Source organism: Glaciecola sp. G7-5 (assembly GCF_055808975.1).
The window spans coordinates 1,738,161-1,752,782 of sequence record NZ_CM147892.1; the positions used below are offsets into that span (position 1 = coordinate 1,738,161).

Consider the following 14,622-nt stretch of genomic DNA (forward strand, 5'->3'; position numbering starts at 1 on the left):
ACTGTATTTATCTGACGCTATTAATATGCCCAAGAACAGTTTACCATACACGCCAAATCACTCATTACTCTATATTTAAGGATGTTTTCAGCGTAGATGGAAACGAACTCACTCAGCAAATCTGAATGGCAAGCAGGTATTAGCTTAGCATCGGTGTATGTGTTGCGTATGCTGGGCTTGTTTATGGTTATCCCCGTTATTGCTGTAGCGGCAAAAGCCTACCCAGATTATTCACCTCTTTGGGTCGGATTAGCCATCGGTGGCTATGGTCTCACTCAAGCGATTTTCCAAATTCCTATGGGCTTGCTGTCGGATAAGTGGGGTCGAAAACCCGTTATATACTTGGGCTTGCTATTATTTGCATCTGGTTCATTGATTGCAGGATTGGCTGATAGTATGTACTTGCTTACTGTTGGTCGAATATTGCAAGGTAGTGGTGCTATCGCTGGTGCAATAATGGCGCTGGCTACCGACGTCACGCGTGAATCTCAGCGTACTAAAGTGATGGCAATTATTGGCATCTCAATTGGTTTTTCTTTCTACATTGCCTTGTTAATAGGGCCGCTTATTGCAGCTAATTTTGGTATGCAAGGCATCTTTCTCATCACGGCGTTATTTTCATTATTGTGCATCCCATTGGTAAGGTTTGGTATAAGCAATACCGGCGTTGATGAGCCATCGGGCGATGCACTGCCGAAGACGAAACTGCTGTCTACCTTGTTTAGGCATTCGCATTTGTGGCGGTTAAATTGGTCGGTCTTGGTCATTCATTTATTGATTACCTGTTTTTTTGTCCAAATACCGGAGATGTTAGTCAACATAAATGTGCCACTAAGCGAGCATTGGGCCCTTTATTCGGTCGTTTTATTTGTCTCAGTTTTAGGTCTGTTCATTTTAATTAAAGTCGCTGACAAATTACCTGTGAGTACAAGCTTTCGGCTCGCCCTATTGTTAGTTGCGTCGGCGTTTCTTCTTTTACTTGTGCAAACACCCTCGTGGACAGGCATTGCGATTGCGGGTGTCTTGTTTTTTAGTGGCTTTAATTTTTTAGAAGCAAAAATGCCCGCAATGGTTTCTTCAATATCGCCAGCAGGTAGCAAGGGCAGTGCGATGGGTATATATGCCAGCCATCAATTTTTTGGGGCATTTCTCGGCGGCCTTTTGTCTGGTCTATTGAACAGCTATTTTTCGCCACAATATACCTTTATCATGTGCTTAGTGCTGATCTTTTTGTTAAGCTTATTAGCGAAAGGTTTAGCTAGTACGCAACGGATAAAACGCGTTACACTAAGACTTGAAGATTGTCATAGAGACACACAAAGCATGCTCGCTTTGCGCGATAAAATAAAATGTATGGACGGCGTACAAGAAGTACTAGCTGACCCTACTGAGAATGCGATGTATTTAAAGGTAGATGCGAAAGCCTTTAAAATAGAAACGGCACGAGCGTTGATCAAAGCACAAGACTAAAACAAGATTTATAAAGGAAATACAATGGCCTCAAGAGGTATAAACAAAGTCATTATTGTAGGTAATTTGGGTAATGATCCCGAGTTGCGCTACATGCCAAACGGCAATGCTGTCGCAAATTTGAGCGTTGCTACGAGCGAAAGCTGGAAAGATCAACAGGGTCAACAGCAAGAGCGTACCGAGTGGCATAAAGTAACCATGTACCGTCGTTTAGCTGAAGTCGCTGGTGAATACCTAAAGAAAGGTTCGCAAATTTACATTGAAGGCAAATTGCAGACACGTAAATGGCAGGACCAATCAGGTAACGACCGATACACCACTGAAATCATAGCCGACAACATGCAAATGATGGGCAGTGGCGGCGGTGGCGGAGGTCAAAATTCGCAAGGTGGCGGCGGTTATCAACAACGTCCGGCACAGCAAAACACGGGTGGACAGCAGGGTGGACAGCAGGGTGGACAGCAGGGTGGACAAGGCGGCTACAATCAAAGACCTCAGCAGCCTCAGCAGCAACCTCAACAAGCACCTAAAATGTCAGAACCCGATATCGACTTTGATGACGATATTCCGTTTTAATTTCTGATGAAGTTATTGGCGTCAATATAAACACGAACAATAAACTAACCCGCTAACTTTAGCGGGTTTTTAATGCTTACAATCTTAAAATTAAAAACGTTGTAGCCTAAGGTGTAAGCTAGCGGCCTTACTAAGTTAGCATATAGGCGCAAATCTTCTCTAGTCACTTTCTCTAAGAAAACCTACTGGCTCAACAAATGGTTGATCGAATACAAATCACGGGTTTGGGTTGACTGTTTGCGCATTTCTTCAAGTGCTTTTGCTTCACTCATCGCGAACAAAGAATTAATCAACCGGTTGAAATGTGCGTGCATGGCGGCGCGCGCACTTTGTGAGTCTCGCTTTTTAAGGGCTACATATATTGCCCGGTGTTCTTCTAGGCGATCTTTATCGCTAGTACTACATACATTGCTGTAGGCATTTTTAATCTGTGGCTGTGAATCACGCAGCGCCCAGAACTTTTTAACCGTCAAAGACAATGCATTGTTTTTCGTTGCATTTGAAATAATAAGATGAAACGCCCTGTCTGCTCTCTCGGGCTCTTTTCCCGCTTCCATATCATCTAATGTTTTAGCAAGTTCATCTAGTTCTTCTTCGGTGATTGAAATGGCAGCTAATGCGGCGGCTTCACCTTCTACTAGCGCACGTGCTTGGGTTAATTCAAAAGCACTTACGTTGACGCTAGCGTCTTTATCTGTTTCAGTTTCTAGTACATAAACGCCCGAGCTTGTTTTTACTTCAACACGTCCGCGCACTTCTAGTGCGATAATAGCTTCTCTGACAGTGGGGCGACTGACGTTAAATGTTTCTGCAAGTTCACGCTCCGGAGGCAATCGACTTCCGGGTGGATACATGCCAGAATCAATTAATGTTTCAATTTTTTCGACTATGTGCCAAAACATACGGCGATTTTTCATTGTTCTACCTTAATAATCTTACAACACGGCGTACTGTTTTCGTTACCTAAACAATACCTACCTCTTTTTAGTTTTTTTCTGTAGGTACCTACTTTGCCAATTAGCCCTACTTTTGTAAGTAAATTGGCGGTAGTATCAACCATAGTCTTCAAGAATACACTTTTTATGGTACATTACCAATACTATTGATTTGGTAATGACTATTAAATAAAATGGTAAGGCCACATTACCGCATGGCCGTATAACCATTTTCCCTGTAACTTTTTAATAATGCGTTGTGAAAAATGAACAATAAATCCTCGGTACTATTCATTGGCGAAGCTATGCTGGAGCTAGTCAATAAAGCTAATAACACCCTAGCGAAGTCTTTCGCTGGAGACGTATATAACACTGCTGTTTACATGAAGCGAGCATATCCACAATTAACCTCTGGTTTCATGAGTGCCGTAGGTGAAGACATGTTGAGTCGCGAGTTTATTAGTAAGTCGCTTAGTGAATCTTTGGATATGGACAATGTCGCCATTTCAAGTAAGCGCCACTTAGGCACTTATATGGTTGTAAACGATGAAACCGGAGAACGTTCCTTTATTTATTGGCGCAGTGATTCTGCCGCAAAGTATACCCTCTCTAGTTTGAGTGCTGCGCAATTAGAGCGTATACATAGCGAATATACTAAAACTGGCGTGGTCTTCTTTTCAGGCATATCGCTAGCTATATTAAAGCCGGAAGAACGAGAATTGTTATGGACCTTAATAAGCAAGATGCAAGCAGAAGGAGCCTTAGTAGTATTTGATCCCAATTACCGCCCAGCGCTTTGGGAGAATGTTGAAACAGCGAAGCAGGAAATTGAAAAAGCCTTCGCGCTCAGCGATTGGTTGATGCCGGGTCTAGATGATTTTAAATCGCTATACGCAATGAATACCGTAGAGGAATGCTTAGCTTTCTGCGAACAGTTCGCATTCTCTGAGTTAGTCTTAAAGCAGGGCGAAAAGTCAGTACACGTGATAAACAGTGACGGCCATAAAGAGTTTGATATTGTTAAGAGCACGAAGGTTGTCGATACGACTTCCGCTGGCGATGCGTTTAATGGTGTATATTTAGGCTCAAGATTACAGGATCTATCCCCGCAAATATCAACTAAGCTAGCAAATTATGCAGCCAGTAAGGTTATTGAAACGCCAGGAGCCATCATGCCGGCAGCGCTTTTTGAGGAATGTTGGGCCAATAAACCAAATTAGTCGCACGAGTGCATATAATTTACTTTTGTTTGGTTAACCTTGCGTATAACCAAAAAGAACGCATAATGCAAAGCTGTGGTATACAAAAAGTTACCCGTTTAAACATGAATTTAAACGGGTACGCTCTGCTATCTTATTGCAAATGTTTTTCTAAATTCATGGTCCAGAACCGCGATCAAATCATTAAGAAATTCTAAGTCTGTCGATAACCGAACAAGTCCATCAGTGGCGCCAAATTCGTTCCCAAGTTCAATAGAAGCACCCGAGTGAGTTGCACTTGCAGGGTGACACACCAAGCTTTTACTTATCCCTAGATTGTCCGCCTATTTTAAAATAGTTAGTTTGCCTTAAGCTGCAAGGCCCTGTGATCTTGCTGTATCTCCTTTTTACTATTTTTTCGTTTTACCACCAATAATGCGGCATATATTTGCCGATATACAAGCCCCGTTGCGTCTCACAAATGACGTATTCATGCAAGGCTCTCATTTTATTTGAGAAGCTTTATCTCTTTGTTTTAAACAATTTTTATTTCTGGCCGATACCACAGGTGAGGATGATTTTTTAGGTATACAGGTTGGCAGACATATTGCTTACGCTTACATATTAGGTCGGTTTTTTGTCTGCGTGGCATGAATTTGACGTTCCGAATAAGCACTTGTATGGGCAAATACTGGCACAAGCTGTTAAAGAGGTACACTTTAAACTGAGCTTGTGCACAAACAACATTTTGGATTAAACAGACACTATGCGAATAAGTTGGAAGCAATTTATTAAACGAAAACTGCGTAAAGCTTCAGCTTACCATAGCGTAGGCATTGCTTTTACAGCAGACCAGGTATTGCTCTGCGCTTTGCGTAAAAGTAAAGGTAAATACACTTGGGCCCTCGACGCTAGCTTCTCCCATAAAAGTTGGCAAGACAGCCTGCCAGCATATGTGCAAAAAAATGGTTTGGCCGGCGCGCCTTGCTTTTTCGTTTTGTCATCACATTGGTATCGAATACACCAAGTTGACAAACCAAACGTAAAAGAAGACGAATTATTTGACGCTTTACAATGGCCAATTCAAGAAGTCTCTGGTTCAGACAAAGAAATTGTATATGACTATTCAGAGTTGCCAGTACAAGTTGCGGGTCAAAATAAAGTCATGGCAGTGGCGATTGCTAAAGAAGAAGTTGAAAAGCTTGCCAAGGTCATTTATTTGGCCGACTTGGATCTGAAATCGATATTAGTAGAAGAACTCGCCACAACACATTTGGTGCAAGATTCTAACGAACCGGTTATTACCTTAGTACAAGAGCATGGAGAGGTCGTCGTTTTAAATATAATCAAAAATAACCAACTATATTTTACGCGTCGATTAAAAGGCTTCGAAAATATCGGTGGATTTAGTGAAGTCGAATTAGATATGGGAATAACGGATTCAATTTGCGTGCAAATACAACGTTCAATGGACTTCTTTGAGAGTCAGTTACGTCAAGCTCCTATAAGACGTATTTTGCTCAAATTAGATTCTCCCCACACCAGTTTTTTATCGAGTCGTATTGCCGAATCTATGGGCGTCGTATGCGAAGCATTTGAGCCTGACATTAGCTGTTCTGAAGAGCTTAATTTTAAGATGGCAAGTTTTAGCTGTTTGGGCGCCGCTTACACGGGCGCGTTGACCATGCTAAATAATCCTAAAGAAGAGGCCGCAGAAAAAGATGCTAAGGAAGGTGAAGCGGGGCCCGTATCAAACAAGAAAGCTGATACAGCACTTAAAACTAACAAGGTAGAAACAAATTTGGAGGCCCCTAGTGAAATCACAAATTAACTTATTACACAAAGGATTCGTTCCAAAATTTGAGTGGGTATGTGGAGATCATTTTGTTGGGCTAGTACTAACTGTCATTGTGCTATGCACAAGCGCTTTTGGTTTGAGCAATTATTATCATCAACAACAACAAAGCACAGTGACCAAAATAAAAAAAGAGATTAAGCAGCAGCAAACGAGTATTGACGAACTAACGTCATCGCTTACCGCTAGAGCGACCGATCCGCTACTAGAAAGTAAGTTGGCGACACTGAGTGAGCAAACACGCGCTCGTACACTTTTATTGAACCACATTCGGAATTTATCGGAGCTTAAACAGCGTTCTTTTTCAGTGTTGTTTGATTCATTAGCGCAATCAAGTTCCTCAGAATTGTGGCTGACCCATTTTCTGGTGAAACCAAATGAACTTAATATTGAAGGCCAGCTTTCTAAGCCGCGCGCCTTGCCTATTTGGATTAGTGAGTTGAGCAAAACCGACTTTTTTAAAGGACAAGAATTTAACTTAGCGAGCGTTGAACGTGAAGATTCTGTATTAGTTTTTCAGCTAACAAGTGTGAATAAAAACGAAGTTAGTACCTTAGCACGAGCTGAGGTGAAAAAATGAAAAACAGTAATCAAGGAAAACCTAGTTTACTCACCCGAGCCAAGACGAAGTTCGATGGGCTTAAAAAGCGCGAACAAAATCTATTATTTTTTGCTATTCCGGTGACCATTATTATTGTTTTTTTTCTGCTGCTTATTGAGCCAGAGCTAAAAAAATCCATGAGTCTACAAGACAGTGTGTCGCGTCTTAATAGTCAGTTGGCGATGGCAAAGCTAAGTAACCAAGAGCTCATGCAACAGGCGCAAATCGACCCAAATGCGCGCGTTAGTCAGCAAATCGATAGCTTAGAAAAACGCTTGTTTACCTTAAACAGCGAATTTGAGGGTGAACTCAATCAATTAGTATCGCCAAAAGCAATGCCTGTATTACTGCAGCAACTTTTTGAAAAAGCGACCAATTTGTCGCTTATTAACATGAAGTCGGTTGCCCCAGAAATTCTGATCACCAACGGTGTTAACAACGATGACAGTAAATCTGATAAAAGCAATGAGCAGCCCATTTACCGCCATGGAATTGAAATAACTTTTGAAGGTAGTTTTTTCGCGACTCGAGATTTTTTATCTCAGGCCGAAGCATTAGGTTGGAAACTATATTGGCAAGATCTTTCATATGAGGTGAGCGAACATCCAGACGCGATAACCCAAATGACATTATTTACACTCAGTACGAGCGAGGCATTCATAGGTGTTAATTAATAAACTACAACGAAATCTGAAAAAGCAATTGATGAGCCGGCACACTTTTTTAGCGCTGGCTAGCTGCGTATTACTTTTTGTATGTGGTGTATTGTCACAAAATGCTTCTGCTCAACAACAAAAAATAAACACAGAACCACGAAATACAGCTAATCATAGAGTCAATAAACTGGCTTTAAAAAATGATCCAACTCGGCCTCCTAGTGTCATTGTTCAGCAACTTAAACAGGCGCTAGAAGTCGCTCCAGAATATGAACTCACCGCGATATTTACTCGTGATAAGCAACAATATGCGGTGGTCAACGGAAACGTAGTAAAGGCTGGCGATCCCATAGCCAACATGCTAGTGACGAATATAACCGGAACAAACTTAACCATGAAAAACGCTGCATCATTTGAAGATACGATGGTGCTTGAGCTTAGCGGCGCCGTTTCGATTAAAACGCAGGTGACAAAATGAAGTTAACGCAACTCCCTTTTAAGAAATTACAACAATCGCTTATTGTTATTGCCCTTGGAAGTGTCTTAATAAGCTGTGCGTCGCAGGAAAAAAGCCATGTAGAAGATTATTTGGCGAAAGAAATAGCGCAGCAACTAGAACGTAATGATAAGGATGAATTAACTGAATTACCTGATTCTGTCAATGATGTGTTGTTAGCGAATGCGCCTAGCAACGAACAAGACGCTATGCTCCAAGCTGAGAAATACGACATCAATGCCAGTGGTGTTGATGCTGTTAGTTTTTTTGCGGGTTTAATTAAAGACACACCGTTTTCAGTAGCGATACATCCTGAAGTGAGTGGTTCGATTAGTCTCAATTTGAAGCAAGTTACTATTGACCAAGTCTTTTCATTGATTACTGATATTTATGGCTATCATATTCAGAAGAACGATACGATTTATCGTATTTACCCGGCAGGCATGCGCACTGAAACTTTCACCGTTAACTACTTAATGATGCAACGTGATGGCTCTACGCAAACCAGTATTATCTCGGGTGGTGTAGCGCAAGGTGGTGGTAGCAATAGTAATAATAGTAACCAATCACAAAATAATTTAAGTGGCAGCGGCGGCGGTGGTTTAGGTGGCAATGGCACAGGCAGCAGTCGTAATGGCGTTGGCGGTGGTAACGGCACTACCATTAGTACCAACATTGAAACAAATTACTGGGAAAACCTAGAAAAAAGTTTAATGACCATGCTTGGAGACAAAGATGGCCGTTCGGTTCTCGTATCCCCGCAAGCGGGCTTGGTATCGGTACGCGCATTGCCGAGCGAATTAAAAACGATTCGTCATTTCTTAAAAACATCTGAAGATAACTTAACCCGTCAAGTTGTTATCGAGGCGCGTATTTTAGAAGTAACCCTAAGCGACGAATTCCAGCAAGGCATTAATTGGAGCGAAATCGCCGGGAACATTGGTAGCACTGACTTTACCTTTAACAGCAGTGCCGGCGTACTTGGAAATGGTATCGCTTCTGCTTTAGGCGGCATTGCTAGCTTGACCTTTTCAAGTGAAGACTTCTCTGGTGTGTTAAACCTTTTGTCGACGCAAGGTAATGTGCAAGTCTTATCTAGCCCGCGTGTTACGGCAATCAATAACCAAAAAGCGGTAATTAAAGTAGGCGATGACGAATATTTTGTAACCGACATTTCAAGCCAAAATACGATTACCTCAACCACGACATCGGTTGTGCCTGACATTGAGTTAACCCCGTTCTTTTCAGGTATAGCGCTAGACGTTACGCCTCAAATTAACGACAAGGGGAGTATTTTGCTACATATCCATCCTTCGGTAATTGAAACTCAGGAACAAGAGAAAGTGGTAACACTCAATCAAGAGCAAATTGTGCTGCCGTTAGCGCAAAGTACGATTCGTGAGTCCGACACCATTATTAGAGCGAATTCAGGAGAGATAGTAGTGATTGGTGGCCTTATGCAATCGATTATTACTGAAGAGCATTCACAAACCCCTGTACTTGGCGATATTCCTTATTTTGGTCAACTGTTCAAAAATATCCGTGAAAAAGAAACCAAACGAGAATTAATCATATTGTTAAAACCTACCGTGGTAGGCGCTAACACCTGGACTGAACAACTTGAAAACAGTCGTGCTCAAATGGCCGATTGGTTATACGTGGAGTAAAAAATGTACTTGTATCATTTTGGTATTAAAGAATTACCTTTTACCTTAACCCCTAATACACAGTTCTTTTTTGGTTTGCCAAGTCACAACGAGGCACTCACCGTGCTTGAAACAGCGCTTTGCTCTGGCGAAGGCTTTATTAAGGTAACGGGGGAAGTAGGTACTGGGAAAACACTGGTTTGTCGTAAGTTATTAAACACGATGGCGAAAGGTTTTGTTGCCGCTTATATTCCCAATCCTTATTTGTCACCTAGTGAGTTGCGTCATGCGGTGGCAAGCGGAACTGCAGGTGGATTTGCCAAGTAATTCTGACCAGCAAGAATTTACCCAAGCGATACAAAAAAATTAGTCGAAATCCGTAAATCAGGACAGTCAGTGGTGCTTATTATTGACGAAGCTCAGGCATTACCTGATGAGAGTATAGAAGCGTTGCGTCTAATGACTAATTTAGAAACTGAATCGGCTAAATTAATGCAAGTTGTGCTTTTTGGTCAGCCTGAGTTAAACCAAAAAATTGCGCGCCCTGAACTACGCCAATTGCGTCAGCGCATCACCTTTTCTTACGAGCTGCAACAAATGAATGCAGATCAAATCTATCAATATGTGAATCATAGAATGGAAGTCGCGGGCTATGACAAGCCTGAGGTATTGTTTTCAAAATCGGTGTGCAAAAAACTCCTGAAAGCCTCTATGGGCACGCCAAGGATAGTTAACACAATATGCCACAAAGCGCTCATGCTCGCGTATGGTGAAGGCAAATATATTGTCTCAAACAAACATATAAAAATCGCCGCAAACGATACAGAAGCCGCACAAACACTAACCACAAATTCTTGGTTAAATTGGGCAATTCCTGCTATCGCTTGCGTAATCGTGACCACAAGTGTTGTCGTACACACAAATTTTGGGCATGAATATCAGAATCTAGTTAGCTTGGTAACCGAGTGGAATAAATGAGTGTCGTAAATAAAATGCTGCGCGATTTAGATAATCGCGAGTATGTAAAAAGCTTCAATGCAAAAAGTGCCAATTATGTACCACCAAGGTCATCAAAAGCCTTGTGGAGTATTATTGCTTGCTTGACCGTATTTTGTATTGTGGCGGCTAGTTACTCCGTTTATTTGGTGAATCAAGAAGCACCTAGTCGGCCTTCTGGCGATTCTCAAAATATCGATTTAGAAAAAGGTGATCAATATGCTTCTATCGATAGTTTGACTACCCCAGCAAGCAGCGCTGACAGTTATCGCGAGCCAAGCATGCATAGCGCGCAAGCTTTTTTACCAAAACCAGGCGATGAAATTATGCTGGGATATGCTTCGGCTGTTCCAAGTACGCAAAATGAAGTGAAAGTAAACACGCGAACCGTGGAACCAGGCAATATGAAAGTTGCGCCTAGCGATGGTTCGCAAGCGACGCTGTCAACTCTACGTGCCCGCGCGCACATAGCTTCAGAGCAGAATAACGATGCCGAAGTGGTCAGATTGTTAAAACAGATACTTGTTTTAGCCCCTCAAGAAACACGTACGCGTAAGCAACTTGCTGCACTGTTGTTTTCTAAAAATCAACTTACTGAGGCGCAACAAGTCTTGGATCAAGGTATTCGCTTCACGCCAGCAGACTCCAGTATGCGTCTTATGCAGTCGCGTATTTTGTTTAAACTAGGTGACAACGAAAGTGCCTTTAAGGTACTTGCTGGCCATCCTTATGATTCACTCGCAAACGATGAGCTCGTTAGTTTTAGAGCTGCGCTGGCTGAAAAAATCGGTCTCTATGGCGCGGCCCAACAAGACTATCAGATTCTGGTGCAGCGCAATCCTAGTGACGCAAAATGGTGGTTAGGTCTTGGCGTGAGTCAAGACAAACAAAAACTTAATAAGCAGGCCATCACTTCATATCAACAAGCGCAAGCGTTAAATCAATTGCCACAAAATGTCGATTCATTTGTGGCTGAGCGCATTAAATTACTGATGGGGCGTTAAAAATGGTTCAACGCATTAAAGTTCGTCTTGGTGACTTACTTGTTCAAAGTGGTTTAATCGACGAAGACGAACTACAAAAAGCGCTTTCGCAACAGCGTAATTCTGGTCGTAAATTAGGTTCGACCTTGGTCTCTATGGGATTGGTAACTGAATTTCAACTACTTGAACTGTTATCAAAACATTTAAAAGTTCCACTGATTAATTTATCCGATTTTAAAATTAATCCCAATGCCGTGCGTCTCCTTCCAGAAATTCAGGCTAGACGCTATCGGGCTTTGGTGCTCGAAGATAGAGGAGATTCATTGCTCGTTGGCATGAGCGATCCGGCTGATATCAATGCTGTTGATGACCTTGTATCAAAATTACCTAAGCCAATAGAAGTGGCGGTAGTGAGTGAAAGCCAGCTTTTTGAAGCCTACGAAAACTACTATCGTAAAACCGAAGAAATTGCCTCATTCGCGCAAGAACTCGCCGACGAATATGATGATGAAACGGAGTTCCAATTAAATTCGGGTCTTAGTGACGACCAAGACAACGTTGTGGCGAAATTACTGCAATCTATTTTTGAAGATGCAGTTATGGCCAAAGCTTCTGATATTCATATTGAACCTGACGATAAGCAGTTACGCATTCGAATGCGTGTTGATGGCGTGCTGCAAGAAAACATTATTCAAGAAGCGAACATTGCTGCGGCATTGGTATTGCGCCTTAAGCTAATGTCGGGCCTAGATATATCTGAAAAACGTTTGCCCCAAGATGGTCGCGCACAGGTGAACATTAAAAATCATCAAATCGATGTGCGGGTTTCAACTATGCCGCTACAAGCTGGTGAATCAGTTGTGCTGCGATTACTGGATCAGTCGCAAGGTATTTTGAGCTTAGAACAAACCGGCATGCCACCCAAAATAATGCGGCGTTTTCGTGGTTTATTAAAACGTCCTCATGGCATGATTTTAGTCACAGGCCCAACAGGGTCGGGTAAAACAACGACGTTATACGGCGCATTAAACGAGCTAAACAAAGCAGAAACAAAAATAATTACGGTTGAAGATCCGGTTGAATATCGATTGCCTCGTATCAATCAAGTACAGGTAAACACAAAAATAGACCTTACCTTCTCGAGTATTTTGCGTACCACCCTACGTCAAGACCCTGATATTCTTATGGTAGGCGAAATGCGTGACCATGAAACTGTTGAAATTGGTTTGCGTGGTGCATTAACCGGCCACTTAGTATTATCGACATTACATACTAACGACGCCATAAGCAGTGCGATTCGTTTGCTCGATATGGGTGCCCCAGGATATTTGGTTGCGAGTTCTCTAAAAGCGATTATCGCACAACGTTTGGTCCGAAAAATATGTGACAACTGCGCCACAAAACACGCACCTACCGAAGAACACAAAATATGGTTGTCGCAACTCGATAGCAACCTTGAAAGATTTACTTTTAAACAAGGTAAAGGCTGCCAACGCTGCAACTTCGTTGGATACAAAGGCAGGGTTGGTGTGTTTGAGCTTTTGCAGTTAAATGAAGAAATGATGCAAGCGCTTAAAAACGATGATACCGCGGCTTTCACCACGGCAGCTCAATCATCTGCCGACTTTAGAACCCTTGCACAGGCTGCGCTTGATTACGCTAAAATTGGTATAACCTCACTTGACGAAGTCATGAAGCTTGTAGAAATGGTGCAGGAAGTAAGCCCTGAACCAATCCCCAAAGCTCAGAGCAAGGCGCAACAAAGCGACACTTCCCCAGAATTACCAACAGCTAAGCCCTTAATCAGTGAAAAGGAGTTTGGCGCTAGTATAGGGGAGCGTGAGATTCAAACAGACAAGCCAAAAATGAAAGCAGCATCAACGACGGGAGTGTCTTCTGGCTTTGTGCCCTCGCCTGCAATTGAATCAGAGTACAAACCTAAACCCGGTGGTTTGAGTTTAGAGGATCTTGACTAGTGGCTTCTTTTCAATACACCGGTCGCGCCGTTTCTGGCGAAGTACAATCGGGAGCGGTAGATGCGCTAGATATAAACTCAGCGGCAAAAATACTGCAAACTAAACAAATTACGCCTATTCAAATTAGCCCAATTGATACTGACAATAGTAAAGCGGCTAAACGTACAGCGAAAGAAAATCAAATAAACTTCTTAACACCAAAGGTAGCGCTAGAAGATTTGATCATTTTCGCGCGTCAAATGCACTCGTTGACCAAAGCAGGAATTCCTATCATTAGAGCGGTAAAAGGCTTAACGACCACCCGTTCATTGCGTTTAAAAGAAGCCTTGTTTGATATTATTGCTAGCTTGGAAAAAGGCCGTAGTTTTTCGTCTGCACTAGCACTGCATCCCAAAATATTTAGCCAGCTTTTTATCAGTGTAGTGCACGTTGGCGAGAATACAGGGCAATTAGATGCGGCCTTTCGACAGCTTTCAGATTACCTCGAAAGAGAACAAGCTACGCGCAAACAAATAAAGGCAGCTACACGCTACCCAATGTTTGTGATCATCGCCATTACCATGGCCGTGGTTATTCTAAATATCTATGTTATCCCGGTCTTTGCAGACATGTTTTCTAAGTTTGGCAGTGATCTTCCCGCTACCACGTTGTTCCTTTTGGGGATGTCCGATTTCTTCGTAAACCGTTGGTACATATTGGTTTTCAGTATATTGGTATTGATTTTCATAACTAAGCAATACAAAGATACCCAACAAGGCAGACTTAAGTGGGATTATTACAAAATAGCGATGCCAATCATTGGGCCTATCATTGAACGTAGCTTACTTGCACGGTTTTCAAGAAGTTTTTCGATGATGTTAAAAGCCGGTGTACCGTTAACGACTTCGCTGACTCTGGTTGCTGAAGCGGTAAGCAATGCCTATATGTCAAATGCCATATTAAATATGCGCAAACGCATAGAAAAAGGGGAGAGCTTAACAAGAGTGGCCTATGCCAGTGATTTATTTACGCCGTTAGTGCTGCAGATGATTAGCGTAGGTGAAGAAACCGGTCGCGTAGATGAATTGTTAGAAGAGGTGTCTGACTTTTACGAACGAGAAGTTGACTATGACCTCGCTAGCTTAACATCAAAAATTGAGCCGATATTGATTTCTGTTGTGGCTGTAATGGTGCTCGTGCTGGCTTTAGGCATATTTACACCAATGTGGGACATGATGGGCGTGGTGGGCTAAG

The 14,622-nt window shown here is 42.3% G+C and carries 12 protein-coding genes and 2 pseudogenes; 12 read left to right on the plus strand and 2 right to left on the minus strand.

Annotation, left to right across the window (positions count from 1 at the left end; genetic code table 11):
• Window positions 1-96: 96 nt before the first annotated feature.
• Both AC0L6H_RS07540 and ssb read left to right on the plus strand, forming a co-directional pair.
• Complete coding sequence (locus tag AC0L6H_RS07540; protein ID WP_473393537.1) at window positions 97-1,470, plus strand: MFS transporter; 1,374 nt, start codon at window positions 97-99, stop codon at window positions 1,468-1,470.
• Between the two features lie 24 nt (window positions 1,471-1,494).
• Entirely contained in the window at window positions 1,495-2,046 is a 552-nt protein-coding gene (gene ssb, locus AC0L6H_RS07545) for a single-stranded DNA-binding protein (RefSeq protein ID WP_473393538.1), read from the plus strand.
• A gap of 182 nt (window positions 2,047-2,228) precedes the next feature.
• Here the strand turns inward: ssb and AC0L6H_RS07550 are convergent, their stop codons facing one another.
• Window positions 2,229-2,963: a FadR/GntR family transcriptional regulator gene (locus AC0L6H_RS07550; RefSeq protein ID WP_473393539.1), complete on the minus strand. Its 735-nt coding sequence runs from the start codon at window positions 2,961-2,963 to the stop codon at window positions 2,229-2,231.
• Between the two features lie 284 nt (window positions 2,964-3,247).
• On the opposite strand from AC0L6H_RS07550, the gene AC0L6H_RS07555 reads away from it, so the two are divergent.
• Window positions 3,248-4,201: a sugar kinase gene (locus AC0L6H_RS07555; protein WP_473393540.1), complete on the plus strand. Its 954-nt coding sequence runs from the start codon at window positions 3,248-3,250 to the stop codon at window positions 4,199-4,201.
• A gap of 128 nt (window positions 4,202-4,329) precedes the next feature.
• On the opposite strand, the pseudogene AC0L6H_RS07560 reads toward AC0L6H_RS07555, so the two are convergent.
• Window positions 4,330-4,512, minus strand: a pseudogene (locus AC0L6H_RS07560) (PLP-dependent transferase); the annotation flags it as partial.
• A 434-nt stretch (window positions 4,513-4,946) separates the two neighbouring features.
• On the opposite strand from AC0L6H_RS07560, the gene AC0L6H_RS07565 reads away from it, so the two are divergent.
• From AC0L6H_RS07565 to AC0L6H_RS07605, 9 genes and pseudogenes are all read left to right on the plus strand, one after another.
• Window positions 4,947-6,011: a biogenesis protein MshI gene (locus tag AC0L6H_RS07565; protein ID WP_473393542.1), complete on the plus strand. Its 1,065-nt coding sequence runs from the start codon at window positions 4,947-4,949 to the stop codon at window positions 6,009-6,011.
• A complete protein-coding gene (locus AC0L6H_RS07570; RefSeq protein ID WP_473393543.1) occupies window positions 5,995-6,615 on the plus strand; it encodes a hypothetical protein in 621 nt (206 codons plus the stop codon). Before AC0L6H_RS07565 ends, AC0L6H_RS07570 begins: the two co-directional genes overlap by 17 nt.
• The gene (locus tag AC0L6H_RS07575; protein ID WP_473393544.1) at window positions 6,612-7,310 is read left to right on the plus strand and encodes a hypothetical protein; all 699 of its coding nucleotides are present in this window, start codon (window positions 6,612-6,614) and stop codon (window positions 7,308-7,310) included. Before AC0L6H_RS07570 ends, AC0L6H_RS07575 begins: the two co-directional genes overlap by 4 nt.
• On the plus strand, window positions 7,300-7,770 hold the full coding sequence (locus tag AC0L6H_RS07580) for a hypothetical protein (protein ID WP_473393546.1): 471 nt from the start codon (window positions 7,300-7,302) through the stop codon (window positions 7,768-7,770). Before AC0L6H_RS07575 ends, AC0L6H_RS07580 begins: the two co-directional genes overlap by 11 nt.
• Entirely contained in the window at window positions 7,767-9,455 is a 1,689-nt protein-coding gene (mshL, locus tag AC0L6H_RS07585) for a pilus (MSHA type) biogenesis protein MshL (protein WP_473393547.1), read from the plus strand. The genes AC0L6H_RS07580 and mshL overlap by 4 nt, the downstream gene beginning before the upstream one ends.
• Window positions 9,456-9,458: 3 nt before the next feature.
• Window positions 9,459-10,412: pseudogene (locus tag AC0L6H_RS07590) on the plus strand (ExeA family protein).
• On the plus strand, window positions 10,409-11,434 hold the full coding sequence (locus tag AC0L6H_RS07595; protein ID WP_473393548.1) for a tetratricopeptide repeat protein: 1,026 nt from the start codon (window positions 10,409-10,411) through the stop codon (window positions 11,432-11,434). The pseudogene AC0L6H_RS07590 and the gene AC0L6H_RS07595 overlap by 4 nt, the downstream one beginning before the upstream one ends.
• A gap of 2 nt (window positions 11,435-11,436) precedes the next feature.
• Window positions 11,437-13,389 (plus strand): GspE/PulE family protein, encoded by a 1,953-nt coding sequence (locus AC0L6H_RS07600; protein WP_473393550.1) that lies wholly within the window; start codon window positions 11,437-11,439, stop codon window positions 13,387-13,389.
• Window positions 13,389-14,621 carry a type II secretion system F family protein gene (locus AC0L6H_RS07605; protein WP_473393551.1) on the plus strand — a complete coding sequence of 411 codons (1,233 nt, stop codon included), beginning with the start codon at window positions 13,389-13,391 and terminating at the stop codon, window positions 14,619-14,621. The genes AC0L6H_RS07600 and AC0L6H_RS07605 overlap by 1 nt, the downstream gene beginning before the upstream one ends.
• Window position 14,622: the final 1 nt, after the last annotated feature.

What these genes read in the sequence shown, in the direction of transcription:
- AC0L6H_RS07550 (WP_473393539.1), bottom strand. Translation starts at nt 2,963, where the DNA reads ATGAAAAATCGCCGTATGTTTTGGCACATAGTCGAAAAAATTGAAACA.
- AC0L6H_RS07540 (WP_473393537.1), top strand. Translation starts at nt 97, where the DNA reads ATGGAAACGAACTCACTCAGCAAATCTGAATGGCAAGCAGGTATTAGC.
- ssb (WP_473393538.1), top strand. Translation starts at nt 1,495, where the DNA reads ATGGCCTCAAGAGGTATAAACAAAGTCATTATTGTAGGTAATTTGGGT.
- mshL (WP_473393547.1), top strand. Translation starts at nt 7,767, where the DNA reads ATGAAGTTAACGCAACTCCCTTTTAAGAAATTACAACAATCGCTTATT.
- AC0L6H_RS07600 (WP_473393550.1), top strand. Translation starts at nt 11,437, where the DNA reads ATGGTTCAACGCATTAAAGTTCGTCTTGGTGACTTACTTGTTCAAAGT.
- AC0L6H_RS07575 (WP_473393544.1), top strand. Translation starts at nt 6,612, where the DNA reads ATGAAAAACAGTAATCAAGGAAAACCTAGTTTACTCACCCGAGCCAAG.
- AC0L6H_RS07555 (WP_473393540.1), top strand. Translation starts at nt 3,248, where the DNA reads ATGAACAATAAATCCTCGGTACTATTCATTGGCGAAGCTATGCTGGAG.
- AC0L6H_RS07595 (WP_473393548.1), top strand. Translation starts at nt 10,409, where the DNA reads ATGAGTGTCGTAAATAAAATGCTGCGCGATTTAGATAATCGCGAGTAT.
- AC0L6H_RS07565 (WP_473393542.1), top strand. Translation starts at nt 4,947, where the DNA reads ATGCGAATAAGTTGGAAGCAATTTATTAAACGAAAACTGCGTAAAGCT.